Source organism: Desulfovibrio piger ATCC 29098 (genome assembly GCF_000156375.1).
GTDB lineage: Bacteria > Desulfobacterota > Desulfovibrionia > Desulfovibrionales > Desulfovibrionaceae > Desulfovibrio > Desulfovibrio piger.
On record NZ_DS996351.1, the window covers coordinates 219,202 to 245,792 of the forward strand.

The 26,591-nt window shown below is 65.4% G+C and carries 15 protein-coding genes; 1 reads left to right on the forward strand and 14 read right to left on the reverse strand.

Annotated features, from left to right (window positions below; all coding sequences use genetic code 11):
- Positions 1–621: 621 nt before the first annotated feature.
- The 6 genes from nifS to DESPIG_RS01000 all read right to left on the reverse strand — a co-directional run bounded on the left by nifS (position 622) and on the right by DESPIG_RS01000 (position 5,478).
- On the reverse strand, positions 622–1,776 hold the full coding sequence (gene nifS, locus DESPIG_RS00975; RefSeq protein ID WP_006003903.1) for a cysteine desulfurase NifS: 1,155 nt from the start codon (positions 1,774–1,776) through the stop codon (positions 622–624).
- A gap of 2 nt (positions 1,777–1,778) precedes the next feature.
- Positions 1,779–2,621, reverse strand: coding sequence for a Fe-S cluster assembly protein NifU (gene nifU / locus DESPIG_RS00980; protein ID WP_040368928.1), 843 nt, complete (start codon positions 2,619–2,621; stop codon positions 1,779–1,781).
- On the reverse strand, positions 2,605–3,054 hold the full coding sequence (locus DESPIG_RS00985; protein WP_006003905.1) for an RrF2 family transcriptional regulator: 450 nt from the start codon (positions 3,052–3,054) through the stop codon (positions 2,605–2,607). The genes nifU and DESPIG_RS00985 overlap by 17 nt, the downstream gene beginning before the upstream one ends.
- Before the next feature lie 11 nt (positions 3,055–3,065).
- Positions 3,066–3,992, reverse strand: coding sequence for a homoserine O-acetyltransferase MetA (gene metA, locus DESPIG_RS00990; RefSeq protein WP_006003906.1), 927 nt, complete (start codon positions 3,990–3,992; stop codon positions 3,066–3,068).
- Between the two features lie 91 nt (positions 3,993–4,083).
- Positions 4,084–4,809 carry an ATP-binding protein gene (locus DESPIG_RS00995; protein WP_006003907.1) on the reverse strand — a complete coding sequence of 242 codons (726 nt, stop codon included), beginning with the start codon at positions 4,807–4,809 and terminating at the stop codon, positions 4,084–4,086.
- Between the two features lie 6 nt (positions 4,810–4,815).
- Positions 4,816–5,478 (reverse strand): HAD family hydrolase, encoded by a 663-nt coding sequence (locus DESPIG_RS01000; protein ID WP_006003908.1) that lies wholly within the window; start codon positions 5,476–5,478, stop codon positions 4,816–4,818.
- A 197-nt stretch (positions 5,479–5,675) separates the two neighbouring features.
- Here DESPIG_RS01000 and DESPIG_RS01005 point away from each other — a divergent pair, with 197 nt between their 5' ends.
- Positions 5,676–6,572 (forward strand): Rossmann-fold NAD(P)-binding domain-containing protein, encoded by an 897-nt coding sequence (locus DESPIG_RS01005; protein ID WP_006003910.1) that lies wholly within the window; start codon positions 5,676–5,678, stop codon positions 6,570–6,572.
- 113 nt (positions 6,573–6,685) lie between these two features.
- Here DESPIG_RS01005 and DESPIG_RS12655 read toward each other — a convergent pair whose 3' ends face one another.
- From DESPIG_RS12655 to DESPIG_RS01045, 8 genes are all read right to left on the reverse strand, one after another.
- Positions 6,686–7,420, reverse strand: a complete 735-nt coding sequence (locus DESPIG_RS12655; protein ID WP_006003911.1) for a 4'-phosphopantetheinyl transferase family protein — start codon at positions 7,418–7,420, stop codon at positions 6,686–6,688.
- Positions 7,420–8,247: a class I SAM-dependent methyltransferase gene (locus DESPIG_RS01015; RefSeq protein ID WP_040368929.1), complete on the reverse strand. Its 828-nt coding sequence runs from the start codon at positions 8,245–8,247 to the stop codon at positions 7,420–7,422. The genes DESPIG_RS12655 and DESPIG_RS01015 overlap by 1 nt, the downstream gene beginning before the upstream one ends.
- Before the next feature lie 32 nt (positions 8,248–8,279).
- Positions 8,280–9,614, reverse strand: coding sequence for a DUF1302 family protein (locus tag DESPIG_RS01020; RefSeq protein ID WP_040368930.1), 1,335 nt, complete (start codon positions 9,612–9,614; stop codon positions 8,280–8,282).
- A 91-nt stretch (positions 9,615–9,705) separates the two neighbouring features.
- The gene (locus DESPIG_RS01025) at positions 9,706–10,515 is read right to left on the reverse strand and encodes an outer membrane lipoprotein-sorting protein (protein WP_006003914.1); all 810 of its coding nucleotides are present in this window, start codon (positions 10,513–10,515) and stop codon (positions 9,706–9,708) included.
- 30 nt (positions 10,516–10,545) lie between these two features.
- Positions 10,546–12,888, reverse strand: coding sequence for an efflux RND transporter permease subunit (locus tag DESPIG_RS01030; protein WP_006003915.1), 2,343 nt, complete (start codon positions 12,886–12,888; stop codon positions 10,546–10,548).
- Entirely contained in the window at positions 12,885–13,655 is a 771-nt protein-coding gene (locus DESPIG_RS01035) for a thioesterase II family protein (protein ID WP_006003916.1), read from the reverse strand. The genes DESPIG_RS01030 and DESPIG_RS01035 overlap by 4 nt, the downstream gene beginning before the upstream one ends.
- A gap of 58 nt (positions 13,656–13,713) precedes the next feature.
- Positions 13,714–23,448, reverse strand: a complete 9,735-nt coding sequence (locus DESPIG_RS01040; RefSeq protein ID WP_169304804.1) for a non-ribosomal peptide synthetase — start codon at positions 23,446–23,448, stop codon at positions 13,714–13,716.
- 19 nt (positions 23,449–23,467) lie between these two features.
- Complete coding sequence (locus DESPIG_RS01045) at positions 23,468–26,587, reverse strand: type I polyketide synthase (RefSeq protein ID WP_147589223.1); 3,120 nt, start codon at positions 26,585–26,587, stop codon at positions 23,468–23,470.
- Positions 26,588–26,591: the final 4 nt, after the last annotated feature.

Consider the following 26,591-nt stretch of genomic DNA (forward strand, 5'->3'; position numbering starts at 1 on the left):
GGGGGAAGGAAGGGGCGTTTTTTGTAAAAACTGCCCCTTCCTTCCCCCAGGCCCCCATCCAACCCCGAAAAAACTTTTCTCAGGTCTGCATGCCGGTCCCCGTCGTTGTGCGGTGCCGGCTGGCGTCGCAGCCCGTATTTCGGAAGCCTGCCTTGTGCAGGCTTTTTTGTTTTGGGCGCTCGCCGGGCACTGAAGGGAAGGGCGGGAACATGATGGCAGCCTGCACTCATGCCATGGCCCCGGATCAGAAGGATGCGTGGCAAGATGGCCAGTCGCCCCCCCTGTGATGCACTGGCCGGGGATACCCGGTATCCGAAACCGTTATGGCGCTGTTCGTTGCCGTGTGCATGAAGGCACGGTGACGATCTGCCGTCAAAATGGATGCGTGATGTTTGCCGTGTCCGGCCGGAAGCGCGTGGCTTTTTGAAAGAAAAAATGCCTGCGGGTATCACAGGCAGCGGTGGAGCATCATGCGCCTTTTAGACGAAAGCCCTCCTGGCCTGTGGCCGGGAGGACTTTCGTCTAAAAGTATGAGCGGTTTTTGAAGGAGGGAGGGGTGCAGGGGAGGGAGGGAACTTTTTTCCGCAAGGAAAAGTTCCCTCCCTCCCCGCCTGTCCTTCGTTAGTTCTTGAAGGGCGAGATGGCGCGCAGGGTCTTGATGACCTGGGGCATGTTCTCGACCACGAAGTCGACCTCTTCTTCCGTGGTATAGCGGGAAAGGGAGAGGCGGACGGAGCCGTGGGCGTAGGTGAAGGGCACGCCCATGGCACGCAGCACATGGGAGGGTTCCAGGCTGCCGGAGGTGCAGGCGGAACCGGAGCTGGCGCAGATGCCCAGCTGGTCCAGCATCAGCAGGATGGCTTCGCCTTCCACGTTCTTGAAAGCGATGTTGGTGGTGTTGGGCAGGCGGTTCTCGGGATCGCCGTTGACCATGCAGTCAGGGATGGCGGCCAGCAGGCCCTGCTCCAGCTTGTCGCGCAGACGGGCCACCTGGGTGCGTTCTTCCTGCATGTGCTGCCCGGCCAGCTGGGCGGCCATGCCCAGGCCGACGATGTAGGGCACGTTCTCGGTACCTGCACGGCGGCCGCGTTCCTGGTGCCCGCCGCGCAGGAAGGGACGGAAGCGCACGCCCTTGCGCACATAGAGCACACCGATGCCCTTGGGCGCGTGCAGCTTATGGCCGGACAGGGAGAGCATGGAGATGGGCTGCTTGCCGAGGTCGATGGCTTCCTTGCCCACGGCCTGCACGGCGTCGGTATGGAAGAGCACACCCTTTTCGGCGGCCATCTCCGCCATGCGGCTGATGGGGAAGACGTTGCCCACTTCGTTGTTGGCGTACATGATGGAGACCAGCGCCGTGTCGTCGGACAGGGCGGCGGCGTATTCGTCCAGATCCAGACGGCCCTTGTTGTCCACGCCGAGCAGGGTCACGCGGTAGCCCTGGCGTTCCCAGTACTGGGCCACGTTGAGGATGGCGGGATGCTCCACGCGGGTGGTGATGAGGTGGCGCTTTTCGGGCTGGGTCTGCAGGGCGGACCAGATGGCGGCGTTGTCGCTTTCGGAGCCGCAGGACGTGAAGATGATCTCGTCGGGATGGGCGCCCAGCAGGGCGGCCATGCGTTCGCGGGCTTCCTCCACGGCGCGGCCCACCTGGCCGCCGAAGGTATGCATGCTGGACGGGTTGCCGTACAGGTCCGTGAGGTAGGGGAGCATGGCTTCCCGGACTTCGGGAGCCACGGCAGTGGTCGCGTTGTTATCGAGATAGATGGTCTTCATGGCTAGGCTTCCTCGACGACGATGTCGGCTTCCACATGTTCACGCAGGACACGTTCCACCAGGTTGCGGATGGTCACTTCGCTGGAGCGGCACTGGGCGCAGCGGCCGCGCAGGGACACGACCACTCGCTTGCCGTCCACGTCCACCAGCTCGATGTCGCCGCCGTCGGCGGCCAGCTGGGGACGGATCTCTTCTTCGATGGTCTTCATGACCAGCTGCATGCGCTGCACGTTGGTCATGCGGGGCTTGCTGACCGGGCGCAGTTCGGTAAGGGGCTTCTGCTTGAGCTCGGCGGCCAGGATTTCGGCGATCTGGTCCTGGCAGTCACCGCAGGCGCCGCCGGCCTTGGTGTAGTTGGTGATCTCTTCCACGGTCTTGAGGCCGTTCTCGCGGATGGCGCGGATGATCTGGGCATCGGTGATGCCGAAGCACTTGCAGACCAGACGGCCTTCCTCATGGGCATGGGGCACGGGCGTCTCGCCCTTCCACTGGCGGATGGCGGCTTCCAGAGCTTCCTGGCCCATGACGGAGCAGTGCATCTTTTCCTTGGGCAGGCCGCCCAGGGCCTCGGCGATCTCCTTGTTGGTGAGCTTGAGGGCGTCTTCGGCCTTCATGCCCTTGACCATGTCGGTCAGCACGGAGCTGGAAGCGATGGCGCTGGCACAGCCGAAGGTCTCGAAGCTGGCCTTTTCGATGATGCCTTCATCGTTGATCTTCAGATAGAGCTTGAGGGCGTCGCCACAGGCCAGGCTGCCCACTTCGCCGATGGCGTTGGCGTCTTCCATGGGGCCGGCGTTATGAGGACGGAGAAAATGTTCATGGACGGCGTTAGTGTAGTTCCACATGATGTTCTCCCGGATCCTGGCAACAGGATCTTTCTGATTCGATGATGTTTTGCAGGGTCTGGTGGCGCAGGAAGTCGCGGACGTGTTCGTCCAGCTGGTGCCAGAAGGCCCTGGTGGAGCAAAGCCCCTCGCGCTGGCAGACTTTGCCGCGTCCGAGGCAGGAAACGGGGGATATCTCGCCTTCCAGATGCAGGAAGACGTCCTCCATATTGATTTCTGACGGCGGTTTGGACAGGGCGTAGCCCCCGCCGGAACCGCGTACGGCACGCAGGATGCCCAGCGGCTTGAGGGCGCGCACGATCTGTTCCAGGTAGCCGGGGGAGATGGACTCCTCCTGGGCCACCTGCCCCAGCTGGAGCAGGGAATTGTCGGGCTGGGCCGCCAGACGCAGCAGGAAACGGAGACCGTAGCGGGTTCGGGTGGAAAACTTCATGGCAGCCTCGCTCAGGAGTTTTGGCCCTGCATGACGAAGTCGTAGGGGGTTTCCTGATAAACGTAGTAGTTGAGCCAGTTGTTGTAGAACAGATGGGCATGGGCCCGCCAGTTCATGCGCGGCAGCTGGCTGGGATCGTCATTGGGGTAATAGTGACTGGGCACATGGGGATTCATGCCGCGGGCCAGATCCCGGCGGTATTCCGCATCCAGGGTCCCGCGGTCGTATTCCAGATGACCGGTCATGAAGACCTGGGAGTGGTCCAGGCTCTCCACCAGGGTCAGGCCCGCCTCGTCGGATTCGGCCAGGATGCGCAGGTTGGGCGTCCGGCGCACGTCTTCGGCGCGGACCTCGGTGTGGCGCGAATGCGGCGCCGGGAAGTCATCGTCGAAGCCGCGGAACAGACGGCAGTCAGGGTGCAGCACCTGGTGGCGGAAGATGCCCGAACGCTTTTCAGGCAATTCGTACTTGGGCACACCGTAAAAGTGGTACAGGGCGGCCTGGGCGGCCCAGCAGATGTAAAGCGTGGAGAAGACATGCCCGTTGGCATAGGTCATGATGTCCAGCAGTTCCTGCCAGTAGTCCACCTGTTCGAAAGGCAGATGTTCCACGGGCGCCCCGGTGACGATCATGCCGTCGAAGCTGCGGTGGCGGATCTCGTTGAAGGTCTTGTAGAAACGCTCCAGATGCTGCAGGGGCGTGTTCTTGGACTGATGCTCCGCCGTGCGCAGCAGGGTGATGTTGACCTGCAGGGGCGAGTTGCCCAGCAGGCGCAGCAGCTGTGTCTCGGTGGCGATCTTGGTGGGCATGAGGTTGACGATCACGATATCCAGCGGACGGATGTCCTGGCGGATGGCGCGTTCGTCGGTCATGACAAAGATATTTTCACTTTCCAGAGCGCTGCGTGCAGGCAGGTCGGCGGGAATCTGGATGGGCATGGTTTCCTCGTTGGTCAAGATGTGTTCCGGAATAAAACATAGTAGTCAGCTATGTTTTTGTCAAGGCTATTCCGGGATTTTTTGTAAGGATTTACCGGGGCAGGCGGACGGTGTGGCAATGCAGGGCGGCGTGGCTGCCGGCGGCTTCCTGCGCCTGGCGGGCCAGATGTTCCAGCGCGGCGCAGCAGGGGACGCTCATGCGCAGCAGGGTGACGCTGGCGGGCCGCATGGCGAACAGGCGGGCCAGACGTTCGGCATAGTCGCCGTTGTTGTCCAGCTTGGGGCAGGCGATGACGGGGATACGGCCCTGCAGCCAGTCCGCATGCAGGCCGGGCAGGACGAAGCCGGCGCACTGGGCGGCCAGCAGGACGTGGGCCCCGCTCAGGAAGGGGGCCTGGGGCGGCAGCAGGCGCAGCTGGATGGGCCAGCTGGGGGTGCGGGCACGCAGGCTGTCGGGGATGTCGTCGTCAGCGGCGGAAAAGAGGGGCGTCAGGGAGGGAGCGGCAGCGGGGGCGTCGCCGGGGGCCGCGAAGGTGCGGAGCCGGCTGCCGGGGCAGCCCTGCGGACGGGCCTGGCCATCGCGGGCGGCCTTGGCGGCCAGGGCCGCTGCTTCGTCAAAGGCTTCGGCCTCGCGCATGACGATGCGCAGGGCGCCGCGGGGGCAGTTCAGGCAGGCACCCAGGCCGTCGCAGTAGCTGTCGCGGATCAGGCGGGCCTTGCCGTCCACCACGGCCAGGGCCCCTTCGGCGCAGTCCAGCACGCACTGGCCGCAGCCGTCACATTTTTCTTCGTCGATCTCGATGATGGGACGTTCCATAACACCTCAGGCTTTCAAAAGGATATCTACAAGTTCTTCGGCATCGGCGGCCACCATGTCCGCTCCGGCGGCCTGTACCTCGGCCGCGCCGCGGAAGCCCCAGGCCACGCCTACGGCCGTCATGCCCGCATTGCGTGCCGTCATCATGTCCACGTCGCTGTCGCCCACATAGGCGCAGTCCTGCGGGGCCACGCCCATGGAGGCAGCCATCTGCAGAAGGACCGTGGGGTCGGGCTTGAGGGGCGCGTCATGACGGCCGCCGCGCACCGCGTCGAAACGGATGCCGGGAAAATGCAGCGGGACCAGCGCACAGGTAAGGTCTTCCGGCTTGTTGGAGAGCACGGCCAGCCGGAGCCCGGCATCCTGCAGGCGGCCAAGGGCCGCGACAAGGCCGGGATAGGGCGTGGTGCGGATGCTGAGGTGGGCGGCATAATAGCGGCGCCCTTCTTCGGTCAGGGCATCCAGACGTTCCTGCGGTCCCTGGGCCACCACCGATTCGGGCAGGGCCCGGCGCATGAGGATGGGGAAGCCGTTGCCGACCATCTGCCGGTAGGCGCTGACAGGATGGACAGGGTAGCCGTGGGCGGCAAGGACGGCATTGCAGGCGCCGCCGATGTCGGCAAGAGTGTCCAGCAGGGTTCCGTCCAGATCAAAAAAACAGGCTTTCATGTGACCTCCGAAAGATGGGCCGGGCAGGGTGGCCGTCAAGGCAGGACGCAGTATAGCCGCAAAATCATCCGGCGGCAAATGTCATGCCGTTTTCACAAGTCGTGGATAGCCTGCAAATTCTGGACATGGATACGGGCTGTTTGCTATTCTGGAGTCCGGTGGCGGATCTCGCTGCCGTCTGATTTGGGAGGTTGTTTATGCCCCGACACGTTTTGACTCTCAACGATCTTGGTGAAGAAGGTTCCTGGCTGCTGGTCCAACAGGCACGCGGGATCCCTGATGCGAAGAGCCGTACCGACTTCATGACGGAACGCACGGCTGTGCTGCTGTTCGCGCAGGATTCGTTCGCCGAGCGGCTGTGCGTTTCGGCGGCTGTGCGGCAGATGGGCGGGTCCCTCGTCTTCCAGGGCGCTACGGGCGGCTGGAAGTCCGAGGTGGAGCGTTACCAGCGCCAGATGCTGGCCGTCATCGACTATTTTGTGGACTGCATGTATGTCTACGGCATCCCCGGTCTGGCCACCTCGGTGGACAGGGATCTGGTGCAGTTCCCCATCATCAATGCCGGCAGCCCTGATGCCCATCCGGCCCATGTGCTGGCCGACGTGGCCTGCATGCTGCGCTATACCCGAGACGATCTCAAGAAGGCCCGCGTAGGCTGGCTCGGTTGCACCAACGGCACCCTGTTCTCCCTCATCGAGGCCCTGCGCTACTTCCCCTTCAGCCTGCAGGTGGCCCTGCCGCCGCTGGAGGACCGTCCCACGCTGGAGACCTATGCCCGTCATTGCGGCGTGAAGGTGGACTTTGTGGATACGCCCCAGCAGGCCGTGGAAGGCTGCAACTTCGTCTATGCCGGTTGCCGTTCGGGACTGGATGACGAGCTGGCGCAGCAGTGGAAGGTGGATGATGCCCTGCTGTCCCATGCCGACCAGAAGGCCCGCGTCCTGCTGGGCACCAGCCCCATGCAGGCCATCGAGGTCGCCAGCGACATCCTTGCCAGCCCGGCATCGCTGCTGCTGTTGCAGTCGGAAAACCGTCTGCGCGTGCACAAGCGCCTGCTGCACTGGGTCTTTTTGGAAAACGAACGGGCCATCTAGCCCCCAATCGTCCTTCAGATGTCCACGATGGCTGTCCGGTCTTGCCGGGCAGCCATCTTTCATTTTTTGGGCCCTTTCCCCTTCCTGGGCGGGCAGCTCGTTTCCTGGGGCTTTCAGCGAAAGGGGATCTCCAGACGATGCCGGATGATGGGGCGGGGGGCTTCGTTCTCCGGGATGGCCAGAGCCACGGCATAACCATCCCGGCCGATGGCACAGGGGGCCCACCAGTGTTCGCCTTCGTCCGGAAGGGCTTCCTGGATGCTGGCATGGTGCCCTCCGCTCTCAGCGGAGACGAGCACCCTGTCCAGACCGGTACCCAGCCCCTTGCCGCATGCTTTCATCACCGCTTCCTTTCTGACCCACATGCGATAGAAGCCGCGGGCATAATCGTCCGGGGGCAGCGCATCGAGGGCCAGGCGTTCCCGGGGATGGAAAAAGTCCGCGATACCGTGTGCATCCACAGCGCTCCCCGTCCACTGGATGTCACAGCCGATGGGGCAGCCCTCACAGACGGCCAGCAGGGCCTCCGTACCGCTGTGGGAGATGCTGAAGGGAAGGTCGCGCCAGCAGGGTTTTCCCCACGGACCGTAGGAGAAAACGATGTCGCAAGCCCGGACGTCCGGCCTGTGGGCGGCAAGGATGGTCTTTGCGCAGGCCCGGCAGAGAAGGAAGCGGCTGCCGTCGCGGGGCCTGCAGAAACGGGCCCCGCGTTCCAGCTCCTCGGGGGAAAGAAGGGGGCGCGCCCAGGAAATGCCGTTCTCCGCATGGGCCAGGCTGAACCGCCAGAGATGGATGGCGGCCGAGCGGTACACACGTTTGCGGCCGGAACAGAGGACACCTGTGGTCATCAGAGGAACTCCCGGAAGCGGATGGTGACATATTTGAGCATGCCGAAGAGCTGCACGATGGCGATGTTCACACGCGTAGACAGCGTCAGGCCGCTCAACGGCAGGCCGTGGAAGAAAGGAGTTTCGCTCACGGCGGCGAAACGGGGGGACAGGGAGGCCAGGGCCGGGACCTTGTCGATGCAGAACGTCATGGGCGCATACCTGTTGCCGGAGCGGGCCACATAGCGGTTGCTGATGCGCATGCCGAGGGAGGACACCGCATCGAAAAAAAGCGTCCCCCCGGGAAAACGCCCGCTGAGGAAGGGCAACAGCGCCCCCATCAGGTCCGTGGGCTGATAGTGGAACACTCCGGCTGCCAGAAGGAGGACGCCCCGTTGCCCCGGGGCCTCCACGGCATCCGGCCAGAGGGGATCGAAAATGTCCCGTGCCAGGAGCCTGTGCCCTTTGGCAGGCGGCAGGAGCGCCTGCCGGGCCCGGATGACTTCCGGCAGGTCCACATCATACCAGACAGCCTCGGCAGGGGGCTTGCGGTAGACGGCGGTACTGAGGCCGCAGCCCAGGTTGATGATGGTTCCTTCGGGGTGGCGGGCAAGGAAATCCCGGACGGTGCGATCGATGTTCATCTCGCGGGCCAGGCAGCAGACCTGGCCGTATTCCTTGAAGGATCTCCTGATCTCCGAGAAATCGAAGTCCAGTTGTTTCAGAACGTCCACGGCGACGGGGTCGTAGGCGGCCTGCGGGTTGGCCCGGCAGGGGGTGGCGCAGCACCACAAGGGGATGAGGAGCGTTCTGGCGATATCGTCCGTGAGGCACGCTTCTATTTTCATGGCAGCTCCGTGGATCGGCATCCGTTTGGGGCTCAGAACGAGTACCGGACGCCGAGATAGAGATGGTCGTTCCTGTCATACTGGCCAAGGTCGTTGCGGCGGTCGCCGCCAAAAAGCATGTAGCCGGCCAGGAAGTGCAGATCGTCGCTGTATTCGTATTCGGAAAAGATCTCCACGCAGTAATCCCCGTTGCTGGCGAAAAGCTCCCCGCGTATGCCGGCCGTCAGGCTCTCGTCCAGGAATTTGTCGGAGACGGACCAGCTGATGCCGTAGCGGTCCCTGACCTTGCCGGGCACGGCATCGCCGTCGTGGCTGAAAAAGAAGGCCTGGAGGTTGACGTTCAGGTTTGTCAGAAAATTCCTGTCCCATCCGAGGATGGCCTCGTAGTCCGTGCGGCGCTCCACCGTGATCTCGTCGGACTGGAAGGGATAGCCCGCCTTGATGGTGAATTCGCCCCGGAAGGTGGAGACCCACAGGGATACGGCGGTATTGATGCCGAACGCCGTATAGGGCTCGTAGATCTCCTTCACCAGGGCCTGCATGCGCTGCCTGTCCAGACTGGCCGTGTAGAGAGGCTTGTGCTCGTAGCCCCGGTAAAAAAGGAAAGCCACGTCATAGCCCGGGCGGAAAAATTTGAGCCGCGCTGCCGCTTCCGGCTCGAAAGGGCCGTCCTCACGCTGGCGGCGGACGAAACCCGCACGGGCGTACTGGCGCAGGGTCCGCAGCGAGCTGTCTTCCCAGGGCGATCCGTATTCGGGCAAGCGGCTGAAACGGGGGAAGGGGATGAGCACAAGGTCGAGCAGGCCCGCGCCGTCGAGGTTGGCCCGCAGGTCGACGGCCCCCACCGAAAGCCTTTGGCTGCTGCGGGCTGTGGCGATGGGGTTGCGGAAGTCCACGGGATTGATGATGTCGAAGGTGCTCAGGCTGTCGGCTTCTCCCCAGCGTATCTGCTGCATGCCGATGATGAGGTCCAGATACCGGGAGTCCAGGGTCACATAGGCCTCGCCCAGTTCGGGCGTCACGATGTGTTCCTCGGAGTCCCGGCGCCCGGGCACGGAAAGGTCGGCATCCACATGGCCGCTGACGTAGCCCCGTATCCAGGAGTCCTGGTTGATATTGGCTTCGAGCCGGAAGCGCTGGGCCGCGGACAGGGGGGTCGCCTTGTAGGGCGACTGACGGTAGGTCGTTTGCAGATTGCCGGACAGTTTCAGCCAGTCCGGCATGAGGGGCCTGTCCCCGTCCGCTCGGGAAAGGGAGGGGAAGAGCAGCAGGGCGGCAGCCAGCAGCATGGCCGCGGTACGGAAGCGGACAGAGCGGCACAGGCGCATGCCTTCGGCTGCGGGGCGGGGAAAACTGGCAAAGGGCATGGTGGGCGATCCGACGGGAAAGGTTGTGGAGAAGGTCTGCCGGGGCGGGGATCCGGGAAGGGCCGTGGAGGCCCCTCCCGGAAGGACGGAGCTAGCGCTGCAGGGCGCTGTGCTCGAAATAGGCGTCGCTCAGGCCGACGTCATAGCGCAGGTTGGACCAGTCGATGACGGTGAAGGAGCCTTCCCTGGGGCGTTCGACGCGCATCTGCGTCACGGTCCAGATCCCGTCGATCTTTTCCTGGCGGGAGAAGAAGAGTTTTTTCACCAGACGGTCTTTCTTGTCATAGTAGTCCGCCCGCAAACGCAGCAGGGTATCCTTGCGCACCCACTGCACCTGGCGGGAATACTGGGTCTCTTTCCCCTTTTTGGGGGTGCGCTCCAGGATATAGCAGTCGATGCCGTCCACGTTCTCCTCGCCTTGCAGCAGGTAGTCGTACTCGTCCACGTCGTCGAGGTTCTGGATGTCTTCATTGGAGAGGTCACTGCGCATGAATGAGGCGAACTTGCTGGAACCGCTGATGCGGCGGACAAGGCTCTCGGCCGGCAGGTAGACCCACATGTCGTCATCCTGCTCCAGGCCGCGGTAACTCCAGACGAGATATTTGGTGCCGTTGACGTCGGCGGGCCTGTCGAACACGATCAGACTGTATTCGTCTTTGCCGTCCTTGCCGAAATGCTTGGAATAGGTCTTGAAAGAGCGCGTCAGCACCTTGCCGCCGCGGTTGATGCTCATGACGGCTTCGCTGTAGGAGTCCTGGCTCGTGTCGACCTGGTCCATCCGGACGGCCAGATCGTAGCCCGCCTTGACGGGGTCTGTGATCGCGGGAGCGGCCTGGGCGCTGCCGGCAAGGAGCAGCGTGCAGAAGAAAAGGGCAAAGAGTCTGTGCGATGCGATGGTCATGGAGTTCTCCTTTCGGGATGATGGTGATGTTCAGGCTCGGACCTGCGGCTCGTGTTCCTTGCCCAGGGGCTTGAGGAAGGAGAGCAGGGCCGGGGAAAGGGTGAGGTCGGCGAGGCAGCCCCAGAAAAAGGCCGCCGCCCCAAGGATGCCGAATTGCCCCGTGGTCCTGACGGCAGAAAGCGTGAAGACCAGGAATCCCAGCATGAGGGATATGGTCGTGAAGGTGACGGGCTGTCCTACCGTGCGCACGGTCGCCAGCAGGCTTTCACGATAGGTCCCCTTGCGGGCGAACATGCGCTGGAAGGTGACGTAGAAGTGGGTGGTGTCGTCCACGCATACGCCGATGATGACCGAGGAGAAGATCATCAGGACAAGGCTCAGGTCGATACCGGCAAGCCCCATGAGGCCCATGGGCATGAGGATGGGCACGATGTTGGGCAGCATGCTGATGCAGCCCAGCACCACGGAGCGCAGGCACAGGATCATCATGAGGCCGATGGTGATGACGGCGCTGGCAAGGCTGGCGGCCTGGCCGGAACCCACATAATCGGCCACGGCGGTCAGCCAGGCCATCTGGCCCGTGTATTCCACGCGCAGCCGTCCGCCCAGCCGGTCGCGGACGAAGGTATCCATCTCCTGCATGAAGGCCCGTACTTCCTGGGTGCCCATATTCCGTGTCTGGATATGGATGCGCGCCACATCGCTGAGCAGGCTCAGCTCCCTGTCCAGGTTCTTCCCGCCCGACGTTTCGTAGAAGAACAGGTACTGGCCGGCCAGTTCCTGGGAATCCGGCAGGCGGTGGAAGGCCCCGTCATCCCCGTGCAGGACTTCATTGATGCGCTTGATGATGTCCACGATGCTGTGGGTCTTGACGGTGCCGGGCAGGCTTTCGGCGTGGCGCTGCAGGCGCTCCATGTCCTGCAGGAAACGGAGCTCGCGGGCGCCGTTGGCCTTGCCGCTGTCCACCATGATCTCCAGGGACATGGAGCCACCCATGAAGGTATCGAAAAAGTCGGAGTCTCGGCGCAGTTTTTCCGAGGTGCTGATGTCCTTGACCGTGTTCGTTTCCACCACGACCCGCTGGTACAGGCAGGCCCCGGCCAGGGACGTCACGAGGAAAAAGACGATCACGAGACGCGCATGATCGATGGACCAGCGGGCCAGTCCTTGCAGGGCCGCATCGAGGCGGCAGAGCAGACGGTCATGGACGCCCCGCCGGATGGTCGCCTCCTGTTCCGGGCGGATCATGTAGGCGATGGGCGTCAGCGTGATGGCCAGGACGAAGGCGATGGCCACGCCGATGGCGGAGTAGATGCCGGCCATGCGTATGGGGATGATGTCCGTGGTGAGGAAGGAGAGGAAGCCCATCATGGTCGTCAGCGACGTGAACAGGCAGGGGATGAAGACCTCCCGCATGGTCTCGACCATGGCTTCATGATGGACGGTCCCCCGACTGCGGTGCAGGTGGTACCCGGCGATGATGTGCACCGTGTCCCCGATGCAGACGGAAAAGAGCATGGTGGGCAGCATGATGTCCATCATGGAAACGGTCCAGCCCGCCAGGCTGATGATGCCCATGGTCAGGATGATGCTGATGCAGATCACGGCCACGGGAGCGATGACGGCCCGGATGCCGTTGCCCATGCGGAACAGCAGCAGGGCCTGGAGCATCAGGCAGACCAGGGTCAGCTTGACGGTCTCCTTGCGGGTGATCTTGTCGCTTTCGTAGTCCTGGACGGGCGGCCCGGCCAGATGGGTTTCCAGAGAGGCGAATTCCGGCCGTTGCAAGACGCGGTACACTGCCGGGGCGATGTCTTTGCGCGGGTCGTCGGCCCCGTCGGGATAGCGTTCGCATTCGAGCACTATGGTGGCGATGGTGGCGTCGGGCGAGATCAGGACGTTCACGAAGTCGTCCAGGGCCAGAGCTTCTTTTTTGAATGCCCTGATGGCCTCGGGATCATCAGGGATCTCTTCGAGGCCGGGACCCACCATGACCTCGTCCCCGTGAGCGCGGATGTATTCCGCCGACCCCAGCCACTTGACCTCCCTGATGTGGGGCACGTCCTTTTCCAGGGCCAGCGCCAGGGAATCCAGGAGTCGCAGCGTGTCACGGTCGAAGATGTCCCCGCCGTTCCTGACGGCCACATAGACGAAGTCTTCATTGCCGAAGAGCTCCCGGAAGCGTTCGATGGCCACGACGGCGGGATCGTCGTCCGTGAAGAAGGATTCATCGGAGTTGTCGAAGCGGAGGTCACGCATCAGGAAAAGGGACCCGAACGTGAGCACGGCCACCAGCAGAAGGACGCCGTAGCGCCAGGTCTCCAGAAAGCCGACGAACGTGCGGGCGCGGGTCAGGGCGCGGGACTCCTTCATCGGGTCTGCTCCAGCATGCGGCCGAGTTCCTCACGCAGGAGCATCAGGAAGGTGTCCTCGTCCTTTTTGAGGAAAAAGTGGTCGCCCGGCAGGATGTGCGCGGCGAACGCCCCGCGGGTCTGTTCCCGCCAGGCCTCGAGGTCCTGCCGGCAGACTTCGTCATCGGCGTCCCCGGAAAAGACGCACAGGGGCACATCCAGGCAGGCATCGCAGACATAGCTTTCGTCCATGGCGAAATCCGCCCGCAGCAGCGGCCGGAACATGCGCATGAGATCCGGCTCGCGCAGGATCTCTTCCGGGGTCCCTGCCAGCTGCCGCAATTCCGCGTCGAAAGCCTCGTCGGGAAGGTCGCTGAGCAGTTTGCGGGGCGGCATGTGGACGGGGCGGCTCCCTGAGACCAGCAGCAGAGCGGGCGGACGGCCCTGGAGGACAAGGCGGCGCGCCACCTCGAAGGCGATTTTGGCCCCCATGCTGTGGCCGAAAAGGATGCAGGCGCCGTCGAACCAGCCGCGGCCTTCCTCGGCTTCGAACAACGCATCGGCCAGGCGGTGGATGCTGTAATAGCGCGGTTCGCGGAAGCGTTCCTCGCGACCGGGCAGCTGTACGGCCCGGACATCGGCCAGGCCCCGGAGGTTCCTTTCCCAGTTGCGGTAAAAAGAGGCGCCGCCTCCCGCATGGGGAAAACAGAACATCTTCGGCCGGGCGGGAGAGGCGCCGGCGTTCCCGGAAATCTCCTGCGGCCCCGCGAGCCATTTGCCAGTATCCATGGTTCCTCCTTGTCGTCATGCTGCCCGTGCCGGGTCGTCCCCGGCACGGGCAGACCGGTTAGGCGTGTTTTTTCAGTAGACGGGCCAGTCTGGCGGCGATGGCATCCACGCTGCCGGGATCATGGAGCAGGTTCCAGTGGTCGGCATCCACGGCCAGCTCCTCGAAGCCCGATCCCGCCAGTCCGCGCCAGTAGGCCGTGCGGGCGTCGTCCTCTTCCATGCTGTTGCTGCGGACGTAGAGCACGGGCAGGCCTTCCAGGGGCTGCGGCGCATAGGAGCGCAGGGCCCTGAGGTTGGCGTCGATGATCTCCATGACCCGTCCGGCCATTTCCAGGTCGTCCTTTTCCACGGCAAGCTGTCCGCTGCTGCGCAGGGCCTCGGCCAGGACGCGGGCCCGTGCGGGGGCGTCCAGTGCGGCCAGGTCCCCTTCGCTCATGCCCAGGGCCGCAAGGGCCTTTTGGGGCGCGGGGGCCACCAGCCCGAGCAGGGCGGCAGGATCATGGGCGCGGCTGTCATAGAGGCTGTCCCAGGCGGGCTTTGAAGGCGGATCGAGCAGGACCAGCGGCAGCAGGTGTTCTCCCTGGCCGCCGGCCAGCAGACGGCGGGCCGTTTCCCAGGCCAGGAAGGCCCCCATGGACCATCCGCCCAGCAGCAGGGGCCGCGGGAGCCCCTCCACGGCCTCCAGGGCCGCGGTGACCATGTCCGGGAAGGCGGTACGCAGGGGACCACCATCAAGACCGGCGCTCTGGAGGGCATGGAAGGAGACCTCTCCGAGCTTGGCGGCCAGCGGGGCATAGGCGTTCACGAGGCCTTCCACGGGATGCATCATGCACACGGTCGCGGGGCCGTCAGCGTCATGCAGGCAGACCAGTTCGCCGGCAGAGGCACCCGGGGCCCTGTGGTCCACGAGGGCGGCCTGTGCGGCCACGGTGGGGGCCTGCAGCAGGTCACGCAGGGTCAGACGGCAACCGAACTCCCGCTCCAGCTGCCGGAGCAGCTGGAAAGCGGAGAGGGAGTCCCCACCGCTCAGGAAGAAGCTGTCCGTCACGCCCACGTCGTCCACCCTGAGGACGTTTTTCCAGATGGCGGCCACGGCCTGTTCCGTCCTGGTCCGGGCGGTGACGCCCGTACGGGGGCGCTGCCGTACGGCACCGCCTGACAGGCGTTTCCTGTCCACCTTGCCGTTGCGGGTCAGGGGCATCCTGTCCAGCAGCGTCCACGAGACGGGGATCATCCAGGCAGGCAGGTGCCCGCGCAGATGGTCTTCCAGGGGACGGGGCGTGAAGCGTGCCACGGACGACGGGCCTTCGCTGAGGATGACCTCCAGCCCCAGACGGCTTTCCAGGGAAGCGGGGGGCATCAGGAAGGACGGCCGGGAAAGGCCCGCCTCCGTCAGCGCCTTCGTCCACAGTTCCCGGGTCAGCAACGGCTGCTCGGGACGGAATTCCTCGTCCCGGGCGCTGTCGAAGCCCTGCTGGAGCCCCATGCTCAGGTCGAAGGGCAGCTGGAAGACGGTCTCCTCCTGCATGAGCAGGATCCCGGACGGCTTGAGCAGGCCCGCCAGGTACTTCAGGCTCCGCCTGATGTCTGCCGCGTCATGCAGGACATTGCCCGCAAGGATGAGGTCATAGCCATGCGGCTCGAAGCCCATGAGGCGGGGATCCTCATCAAGGTCCAGCAGACGGTAGTTGACGAAGGGATAACCGGTGAACTCCTCGCGGGCCCTGTTCAGGAAGAAGGGGGAGATATCCGTGAAGTCATAGGTCACGCCGTTGTCCGGCAGGCCGGGCAGGACGAAGCGCGTCACGGTGCCGTAGCCGCCGCCGACTTCGAGGATGCGGAAACCGTTTCCGGAAGCCGCCGCCAGCCCGGTCACCAGATCCGCCGTCAGCTGGTTGCTGGCGCCGAAGATCTTCTGATAGAAGCCGGGCACTTCCGCGGACGTGTAGAATTCCGCCGAGTGCACGTCTTCCCTGAGGATGGCGGGGAGCTCGCGCACGGTGCGGGCCAGCAGGGCCATCTCCTGCGGGCTGTAGCCCAGTTCTCCGGCCCTGTCGGCGCAGAAGGCCAGGCAGGCTTCCCTGTCGGGAGCCGTGCCGCGACGCTGCCATACGCCGTCCCCGTCCCTGTCCGCGAGGCCCAGATCGTGCAGGGCCTTCACGGCCCGCGCCAGCCAGCGCCCGTAGCGGGGACTGATGCCGCTGTCGTGCAGGAAGGTCTCCGTGTCACGGTAGCCGTGCCCGAAAAAGCCGAGCTCTTCCAGGGCCGCGGTGACGGCAGCCGCATAGAGTTCCTTCATCTTGTCCCAGACAGGCAGGAAGCGTTCCTCGTCAAGGCCTTCCCGGCCGTCCGTCCGGAGCGGGAGCCCGTCCTCCAGACGGCTTGCGGCGCGTTCTTCCCGCACGATCTCGCCCCGGTGTCCGGGATCGGCTTCCACATAGGCTGCCAGCGACAGCTCGCCTTCCGCGCCCTTGTGGAGCAGGACGGCCGCATTGTTCACCGCAGGATGGGCTTTGAGCACGGATTCGATCTCGCCCGGTTCCACGCGGTAGCCGTGGATCTTCACCTGCTCGTCCTTGCGGCCGAGGAATTCGAGGGTGCCGTCGTCGTGGTAGCGTGCCGTGTCTCCCGTGCGGTAGAGACGGGGATGCCCGTCCCCGGCCGGCAGGAATGCCCCGGCCGTCTTTTCGGGATCGTTCCAGTAACCGAGGGCCAGGCCGTCTCCGCTGATGTAAAGGTCTCCGGCGACCCAGTCGGGACGCGGCTGGAGACGGTCATCCAGGACGGCGAAGGCCTGGTTGGCCAGCGGTCTTCCGTAAGGCACGGAGGCCCAGCGGGCATCGTCCGGGCCCGTCTCGTGGAAGTTGGACCAGATGGAGGCCTCGGTGGCGCCGCCCATGGCCATGACCCGGATGCCCGGGACGAGCTGCTTCAGGCGCGGCGGCAGGGACTGCGGGATCCAGTCGCCGCTGAAGATGGCCAGGCGGAGGGGCAGGGGCTGTCCTTCCCCTTCGGCCGCGGCATCCGCCAGCAGCTGGCCGAGGGCCGGGACGGAGTTCCACAGGCTGACCCGGTGCTCATGCAGCAGCCGGACCCAGGCCTGGGGCTGCAGGCTCTCTTCCTCGTCCGGGATGACGACGGCGCCGCCGGCTGCCAGCAGGCCGAAGATGTCGTACACGGAAAGGTCGAACGACAGCCGGGCGAGGGCGAGGATGCGGTCCTCGGCATCCACGCCGTAGCGCCGGTTGACGTCAAGGATGGTGTTCATGGCCGCCCTGTGGGAGATCATGACCCCCTTGGGCGTCCCCGTGGAGCCCGAGGTATAGATGATGTAGGCAAGATCGTCGGGGGCGATGTCCACCTGCGGCGGGAGCTCGTCCTCGCCCGCTTCGGCCAGCAGGTCTGCCGCCACGAGGCGGATGCCTTCAGGCAGGGGCGCGGCGTCCGAACGGCCCACGACGACACGCACGCCGGCATCGGCCAGGATGGTGGCGATACGGGCATCGGGCTGGCCGGTGTCCAGCGGCAGATAGGCGGCCCCGGCGCGCTGGATGCCCAGGACGGCCACGACCTGTTCCCAGCCTCTGGGCAGAAGGACGGCGACCCGGTCGCCATGCCGTACCCCGGCCGCGTCCAGTTCCCGGGCCAGGGAGCGGCTCAGGCGTTCGGTCTCGCCGTAAGAGAGGGCCCTGTCCGCACTGATGACGGCGGTGGCATCAGGCCGGGACCCCGCCATGCGCAGGAAGGGGGCGAACATGGGCTCGCCGGGCATGTCCAGGGCCGTGTCGTTGACCGCCGCGCGTACGGCAAGCTGCGATGCCGGGAGGCGTACCGGCACGGCATCGTCCCAGGCCGCATCGTCACGGGAGAGGCGGCGCAGGGCCTCGGCGTAGGCTTCGAACATGGCATCGATCATCCCGTCAGGGAAGAGATCGCGTACATAGTCGAAGACGATGCGCAGCTCGCCGTCCACTTCGAACAGCTGATGGTCGAGCCAGACCTGCGGGGTCTGGGAGATGCTGTAGACCTCGTGCCCCATCTGCCCGAGGGCAAAGGTGCCGGAAGAGGATTCCATGGACAGGGCGCTGGTGAAAATCACGGGCATGATGCCCGCCGCCGTGCCGCGTCTGCGGCCCAGTTCGCGCAGGACGCGGATGCCGCTGAAGGAACGGTGTTCCATGTCGTCCCACAGGCGGCTCCACAGCCGTCCAGCCCGGGTCTCGAAGCTCCCGCCCTGCGTCAGGTCCACCGCCAGAAGGCTGTTGGAGGTGAATTCGCCGACCAAGGCATTGACCTGGCGATGCAGGGGCAGGCGGTTGAACAGGGTCAGATTGATGCAGAAGCGCTTTTCTTCGCTCCAGCACCCCAGGACTTCGGCGAAGGTCGCCAGGGCCACGGCCGTGGGGGCCAGGCCGCGGGCGTCGCCGCGCTGCTTGATGCGCTGCCAGGTCTCCTTGTCGAGGGTCGTCATCCTGCGGCTGAAGACGGGGCGGTCGATGGCGGCAGGGCTGGTGGCCAGCGGCAGCCGCGGCGCGGCGGGCAGGTCATCCAGACGGGCGAGCCAGTAGTCGCGGTCCCTGGCATAGATCCCGGTGGCCCGGTAGCGTTCCTCGGCCAGACGGTAGTCCCGGAAGGTGATGTCCAGCACAGGGAGCTTGTCCTCCTGGCCATTGTAGATGAGCGAGAGCTCGGCGAGCATCTGGCTGATGCCGTGGAAATCGCTCAGGATGAGGTCGAAGCTGAGGTGGATGCGCAAGGCATCATCGGGCAGCAGGGAAACCTCCACTCGGAAGTTGGGCCAGCGGCCCACGTCCAGGACTTCGTGGGACATCTCCATGCGGATGCGCTCGAAGTGGGCCGCGGCTTCCTCCGGAGAGCTCTGGCGCAGGTCATGCCGCCGGATGGTGTAATGCGGGACTTTCTCCAGCACCTGCTGGCGTTCGCCGTCGAGGATGATCGTACGCAGCATGGGCTGGCGGAGGATGAGACGGTTCCAGGCCTCTTCATAGCGGTCGGCGTCCAGGCCCCGGGCCTGGGCTTCGAAGTAGAAGTGGCAGCTGACGCCGCCGAGGGCCAGGCCGGACTGGTCGCGGCCTATCCAGTAGGCCTGCTGCATGTCCGAGAGCGGGAAGGGCTCGAAAGCCTCTTCCGGCGCGGGGACGAGCAGGGCCGAAAGGCCGGCGCCTTCCTCCTTCGTGGCGGGGGTGCCGGACTGCACGGCCGGTGCCGTTTCCTCTTCGCCGGAGGCCGGGCCAAGGTCACGGGCAAACCTGGCCGCCATGGCCTGCACCGTGGGCGTGGCGGAGACTTCGTGCGGCGCGATGCGGATCTTCAGATCCCGGCTGATACGCTGGAACAGGTCGAGGCTGATGAGCGAATCCATGCCCAGGCTGGTCAGGTTGACATCCTCGGGGATGGCATCCTCTTCGAGGCGCAGGAAACCGGCGATCTCTTTCTTGAGATAGGCGCGCAACCGTTCTTCCCTTCCGCTCATGGGAAGGGTGCGCAGTTCCGCGGCAAGCCTGCTGTTGCCCGCGGTCTCGGCCGGGCGGGCGGCAGCGGCGGCGGGGCTGTGCCGGAGCTCTTCGTACATGGCGGCGCCGGCAGTAGCCTGCAGGATGGGCAGCATCCGGTTCCAGTCCATGCGGGTGACGACCTTGCTCCCCTCGCCGGACGCCATGAGCCTGTCGAGGACGGCAAGTCCTGTGGCCGTATCGAAGCCCTCGACGCCCTGCTGGCGGATGCGGTCGAGGATGCCCAGACGCACCACGGTCCCCAGCTCGCCCCAGGCTCCCCAGTTGATGCTGAGGCCGGGGAGGAAGTCAGCGCGGCGGGCAGCCACGAGGGCGTCCATGAACGTGTTGGCGGCCACGTGGTTGGCCTGGCCGTGCGTACCGAAGACCGAGGCGATGGAGGAGAAGACCACGAAGTGGTCGAGCGCCAGATCGCGTGTCAGTTCATGCAGGAACCAGCTGCCGTCCACCTTGGGGGAGAGGACGGTATTGAAGCGGGCCCAGTCGAGACGGGACAGGGGCGCGTCGTCCAGCAGGCCGGCCAGATGGAAGACGCCCGCCAGCGGCATGGGAGAGGGCAGCAGATTCGTGCCGAACGCCTCGGCCAGGGCGGCCCTGTCCGTCACGTCCACTTGCAGGAGGCGGACATCGCATCCTGTGGCGGCGATCTTTTCCACCGCGGCCGCGCCGGCGGAACCGGCCTCAGGCAGGCGGCGTCCCAGCAGCCATACCTGTCCGGCACCGCGGGCAGCCAGGTGGGCGGCCAGCGCCAGGCCCAGGTCGCTCAGGCCACCAGTGACGAGATAGGCCGCCTCCCGGCGGATGCCTTCGTGCCTGGGGGCAAAGTCGTTGCGTACGACGACCTTGCCGATATGGCGTCCTTCGAGCATGTAGCGGAAGGCGTCCCTGGCGGCATCCATGGTGAAGACGCGCCGGGCTATGGGGGTGTAGTGCCCGGCGGCAAAACCTTCCATGACGGCGGCGAAGATGCCGCGCATCTGCGCCTCGTCCTCCTTGCCCAGTTTTTCAAGGTCGACGATGTGGTATTCGATATCGTCACGGATGGCCGCCACCTGTGCGGGCGTGCGCAGATCGGTCTTGCCGATCTCGATGAAACGGCCGCCTTCCGTCAGGCAGCGCATGCTGCTGTCGGCCAGCTCGCCGGTAAGGAAGTTGAGGACCACGTGTACGCCCTGTCCGCCCGTGGCCTTGAGGACCCGGGATTCGAAGGCCGTGGAGCGCGAGGAGAAGACGTGCTCTATACCCATGGAGCGCAGCAGGGCGCGTTTGCGCTCCGTGCCCGCCGTGGCAAGGATGACCGCGCCGCGTGCCCTGGCGATCTGGATGGCGGCAAGGCCCACGCCCCCTGTGGCCGAGTGCAGCAACACCCGTTCGCCGGGCTGGAGGCGTGCCGCATGGACGAGCGCCTGCCAGGCGGTCATGAAGACGGTGGGGATCACCGCAGCGTCGGTGAACGGCATGCCTTCCGGTATGGAGGCCGCAAAGGCTTCCCGGGCATAGACGTGGGAAGCGAAGGAGCCGTACACGGTGGTGAAGACACGGTCGCCGGGGCTGAAGCGGGTCACGCCTTCACCAACGGCGGAGACCGTGCCCGCGCAGTCGAGTACCAGGGTCCTGATCTTGTCGGCCACGCCCATGGCTACCATGACGTTCTGGAAGTTCATGCCGTAGGCTTCGGCCGCGATCTCGATCTCGCCGGGCCCGGGAAGGCGCCGCTGCAGCGGGGCGACCCGGATGTTCTCGATGCCCGCGCCGCCGAGATCCAGATGGTAGGCCTGCGTTTCGGGACGGGCCAGCGGGGCGTTGCGCACCTGGCGGGCGGCAGGCAGGCCGCGTACCAGACGGGGGGCCAGCAGGCTGCCGCCGCGCAGGGCCAGCTTGTCTTCCTTGTATCCGCGAGCGGTCAGCAGGCCGCACAGAGTGGGAAGCTGGGCCTCGGGAGCGGCCACGGGGTCCATGTCGATGATGACCGGCGCGATGTTGCCCAGTTCGTTGGCCACGGATTTTTCCAGGCCCCAGAGCAGGCTTTGCGCGGGGACGGGCTGATCCGAAGCGCGGGCGGCCTGTGCCTGGCAGGTCAGCGCGGCCAGACGTACGGACGGGCCGTCCTCCTGTGCCGCCAGAGCCTGGGCCAGATGCAGGAAGGCCTGGGCCGTATGGTTCTTGAAGGGAGCTTCGCCGCCGCTGCCCAGGAAGTCGGTCTCGTAGCAGTCCAGGCCCCAGAGGAACACGACGCCCCGGGGCGTGCCGCCCTGCCGCCAGTCGCGGATCAGGCGGGCGAAGGCGTCGGCATCGCTGGGATCGACGGCAGCCATGTCGTCAGGATGTCCCGTACCGGCGCAGGCCGCGAGCATGGCCGTAGCGCCCTGCTGTTCCAGCGAACGGGCGAGGGCACGGGCAAAATCCGTATCGCGACCGGCCAGGATGAGCCAGTGCCCGGCAGCGTCCCCGGCTTCCGGCATCAGGGCCTGGCGCCAGACCACGTCATAGCACAGGTCGGTATGCTGCCGCTGCCCGGCCTTGAGCAGTTCCAGCGTCTCCTTGTTGGTACGGCGCATGGTAAGGTTGACGATCTCGCAAACGGGCTCGCCTTCGGGGGTGAAGATGGTGAAACTGGCAGAGAACATCTCCTGCCGGAAGCTGTCGCCTTCCTTCATGACGGCCCGGCACCAGACCGTTTCAGGCGCACGCCCGTGGAAGATGACTTTTTCCACGCTGAACGGCATGAAACCGTCGCCCGTGAGATCATCCTCGGTGGCGGCAAGAGCGGCGACCATGCTTTGCAGGCAACTGTCGAGCAGGGCCGGGTGGATGATGAAACCGCCTTTTTTGCCGCGTTCGGCGCTGTCCAGGGCCACTTCGGCCACAGCTCCGCCCCGGGTGCGCCACAGGCGCCGCAGGCTGCGGAAGGCCGGACCGTACTGCACGGCCCCGTAGGCATCGAATTTTTCGTAAAAGGCCTGTACGTCCACCTCGTCGCAACCTTCACGCAGGCGGTCCAGGTCGACGTTTTCGGCAGAGCGCTCGTGGGCGGGGGCGAGCTGGCCGGAGACATGCTGGTGCCATTCCCCCTGTCCTTGCCCGGCGCCCCGGCTGAAGATCTCGAAATCGGCCCCGTTTTCCGTGGGAGAGACAAGGACCTGTACGGTGCGTTCGCCTTCGTCGAGCATGAGGGCCTCGCGCAGCACCACATTCTCGAGCCGGATACGGTCCGTACCGAAATGATCCATGCCCGCGGCGGCGGCCAGGTCGAAATGCGCCGTGCCCGGAACGACCACGATGTCGAAAACGCGGTGCTGGGCCAGGAAGGGTTGCAGGGTGCCGCTCACCGCCGCCGTATACTGGCTCACGGCCAGGGGGGAGGAGAGGCGCCGTCCCAGCAGGATATGGCCCGTGTCGTCTCCGTCCGGTGCGTCCGTCCGGGCGGGCGCGATCCCGGTACTGAAGGCCTGGCGGCTGCCGTTGCCGTTGCGGGCGATGATGACATGTTCGTCAAGGTCGCCGTCGGCGGGGGCAGGGTAGCAGGCCGTCCTGTCGAATCCTTCCGTGTCCAGCATGCGTGTCCAGCCCTCGGCGGTCAGGAAGGGATTGTCGCCGCGCAGTTCCCCGTCACGCAGTTTGTCGAGCAGGCAGCCGAAGGATATCTCGAAGCCCATGGCCGGCCGGGGCAGGGTGATCTCCCGCAGGAGGAGCAGGCCGTCCGCGGCCAGCACGGCGCTGATGTGGCGCAGGGCGGCGGTCAGGTCGGCAGTGGCGTGCAGGACATTGGCGCAGACGACGATATCGAACTCGTCGGCATGGAAGCCCTGAAGGAACGGGTCGCGGCTGATGTCCAGCGTGGCATATTCCACGAAGGGGAAGGCGGCGAAGCGGTCCCGGGCCCGGGCCGTGAACAGGGGGGAGACGTCCGTATAGACATAACGGGTGCGTCCTGCGGGCAGGACGGGCAGCAGGGCCGAGGTCGTCCCGCCCGTGCCGGCGCCGATCTCCAGGATGGAGAGGGCGCGGTCCATGGGCAGGGCATCGGCAAGGGCCTTCAGGCTCCTGGCCATGATCCCGTTATAATAACGGCTTTGCGGGGTATCCTGGTAGATGCTCTCCACGGCGTCAGGATTGCCGCCGGGGAACATGACCTGTCTGGGATCCTTGCGGCCTCCCAGTATCTCGCGGAAATTCTCGCCGCAGCGTTTCATGAACGAGAGCAGCGGGATGTTGTCCAGGACAAGGTCCTGATGTTTTTCATGGCATCCTTGTGGCATGGTCATTTCTCCATGTTTCCTATGATTGACGGTCAGAGAGGCCGGAGGCCTCCTGCCGGTCGAGCAGGCTGGTCACACGATCCCTGAGATCCCTGTCCGGAGCGGCCGGGCGGCCGTAAGAGCCGGCGGCGTCACGGGCCAGGAGGCCTTGTTCGGCCAGGTTCTCCAGCAGGCGCGGAAGAAGCTGGTCGAACCGTTCCGGCAGGCCTATGCGTGCGGCGATGTCCCGGGCGGTATGGAAGCCCTCATCCGGGAAGGCCCCCAGATCCGTCAGGGCCTCGAGGGCATAGCCGGAGCAGAAGGTCTCGATCATCCGGGCATGCTCCCGGTATTCGGTGCCGTCGGGGCGGTCGTCTTCAGCGCCGGAGGCGGATTCGGCAGCCCGGGTCAGGCGCTGCCAGATGTCGTCCTGCGAGGCGGCCGGGGCGGCGGTGCTTCCGCTGGCTATGCCGCGGAACGAGTCGTCCACCCAGTGGCGTTCCCCCTGGAAGGGGTAGAGGGGCAGGTGGAGGCGGCCCCAGTGCTGGTCCTGGGCAAATGCTGCCCAGTCCACATCCGCTCCACTGCGGTAGAGGGCGGCCAGGGCCTCGCATGTCTGGCGCCATTCCGGGGTCCCGGCATGCATGGCGGCGACCCAGACGCCGTCTTCCCCGCTGTTCTCCAGGGCCTGCTCGCGGCGGCAGAGGGCCGTCAGCACGCCGGACGGGCCCAGCTCCAGCCAGGCCGCGGGAGCCATGTCCCGCAGCGTGCGGAAGCCGTCGAAAAAGCGCACGGTGGAGCGGATATGCCGCACCCAGTAGTCGGCCCCGGAGATCTCGGCAGGCCCGACCAGCCGGCCGGTGACATTGCTGACCACGGGCAGGCCGGGGGCGTCATAGGCGATGCTTTCGGCCACACTGGCGAAGTCGTCGAGGATGGGATCCATCAGGGAAGAATGGAAGGCATGGGAGACCGGCAGGTGACGGATGCTGATGCCCAGGCTCCCGGCCTTGTCGGCGATGCGGGCAAGGTCTTCCAGCGGGCCCGACAGGACGGTCTGCGTGGAGCCGTTGACGGCGGCGATGCCTGTCCGTTCCGGCGTGCCGCAGGCGGCGAGCAGGGCGAGGACGTCCTTTTCGGAGGCCAGCACGGCGCTCATGCCGCCCCCGGCGGGCAGGGAGGCGATGAGGCGCCCCCGTGCGGCCACAAGACGTGCGGCATCCTCCAGGCTGAACACGCCTGCCAGGGTCGCGGCCACATATTCACCGATGCTGTGTCCGGCAGCGGCCAGAGGCTGGATACCGAAGGACTGCCACATCCGGGCAAGGGCATATTCCAGACTGAACAGGGCCGGCTGGGTGAAGGCGGTGTTGTCGAGCAGCGCGGCCTTGTCGGCGTCCCACATGACGCGCAGCAGGGGCTCGGGCAGCAGAGGGTCGAAAAGGCGGGCGCAGCGGTCGAGCTCCGCACGGAAGCACGGCTGCGCCTGGTAGAGTTCCTTCCCCATGCCCGAACGTTGCGCCCCCTGACCGGTGAAGAGGAAAACGGGCCTGTGTTCGTCGCCCGTGTTCGTGGTGGTCCACTCCTCGTGCGTCATCGCCGCGTCAAGGCCGGAGCGCAGTTCTTCCAGGCTCTCGCCTACCACGGCGAGACGGACGGCGTGATGTTCCCGGCCTTCCTGTGTGGTATGGCAGAAGTCGGCCAGATCGAGACCGTCGGCATCCTGCCCGGCCAGGAATTCCCCATAGCGTCCTGCCAGTTCCTTCAGGGCCTTTTCGCTCCTGGCGGAGACCACCATCAGAGGGTTGGCGACAGCTCCCGCACTGCGGGAGCCTTCCCGCTGCGGCGCTTCCTCGAGGATCAGGTGGGCATTGGTCCCCCCCACACCGAAAGAGCTGACGGCGGCGCGCCGGGGGGAGAAGCCCTGCGGCCAGTCGATGGCCGTCTTGTTGACGAAGAAGGGGGTGGACGCGAAATCGATACGGGGGTTGGGGCTGTTGAAATGGCAGGTAGGGGCAATCCGGGCGTGCTTGATGGAAAGGATGGCCTTGATGAGGCTGGCCACCCCCGCCGCCACTTCCAGATGGCCGACGTTGCTCTTGACCGATCCCAGAGCGCAATAACCGCGTGCGGGGTTGTTGCGGGAGTAGATGCGGTTCAGGGCCTCGACCTCCAGCGGGTCACCGAGATAGGTGCCGGTACCGTGCCCTTCCACATAGGCGATGGTGGCGGGATCGACGCCGCTGACGCCCAGGGCCTCGGCGATGACTTCGCTCTGGCCTTCGAGGCTGGGCGCGGAATAGGCGACCTTGGAATTGCCGTCGTTGTTGATGGCCGTCCCCAGGATGACCGCGTGGATGTCGTCGCGGTCGCGCAGGGCGTCTTCCAGGCGTTTGAGCAGCACGACGCCCACGCCGTTGCCCGAGACGATGCCTTCCGCCTGGGCGTCATAGGGGCGGCAATGCCCGTCAGGCGAAAAGATCATGCCTTCCTGGTAAAAATGGCCGTGCTCCTGCGGGATGTCGATGCCGCTGGCGCCGGCAAGAGCCATGTCGCACTCGCCGTTGAGCAGGCTCTGGCAGGCCAGATGCACGCTGACGAGGGAAGTGGAGCAGGCGCATTGCAGGTTGAAGGCCGGGCCCCGCAGGTTGAGCTTGTAGGAGACGCGGGTGCACAGATGGTCGCGGTCCGTACCGATATGGCCCTGCATGAAGCGCGCCGTGCCGTAATCCGCCAGGTCGGCGCACATATAGTTGACGTAGTAGGTGCTCAGGCGCGTGCCGCCGAAGACGGCGACGGCGCCGGGATAGGTATAGGGATTGTAACCGGCATCCTCCAGGGCGTGCCAGCAGGTCTGCAGGAACTGGCACTGCTGGGGGTCGATGCAGATGGCTTCTGTCGGGGTGTAGCCGAAGAAGGCGGCATCGAACAGTTCCGCATCTTCCATGATGCCCGCGGCCCTGACATAGGTGGGGTCGGCTATGGTCTCCGGATGGATGCCTGCCCCGCGCAATTCGTCGTCCGTGAAAAAGGTGATGGACTCGGTCCCGCTGACGAGGTTTTTCCAGAATTGCCGGGTATCATTGGCACCGGGGAACCGGCAGTCCATGCCGATGACGGCGATGGCGTTCTCCGGGACCTTGTTCGTTTGTGGATGCATGGCA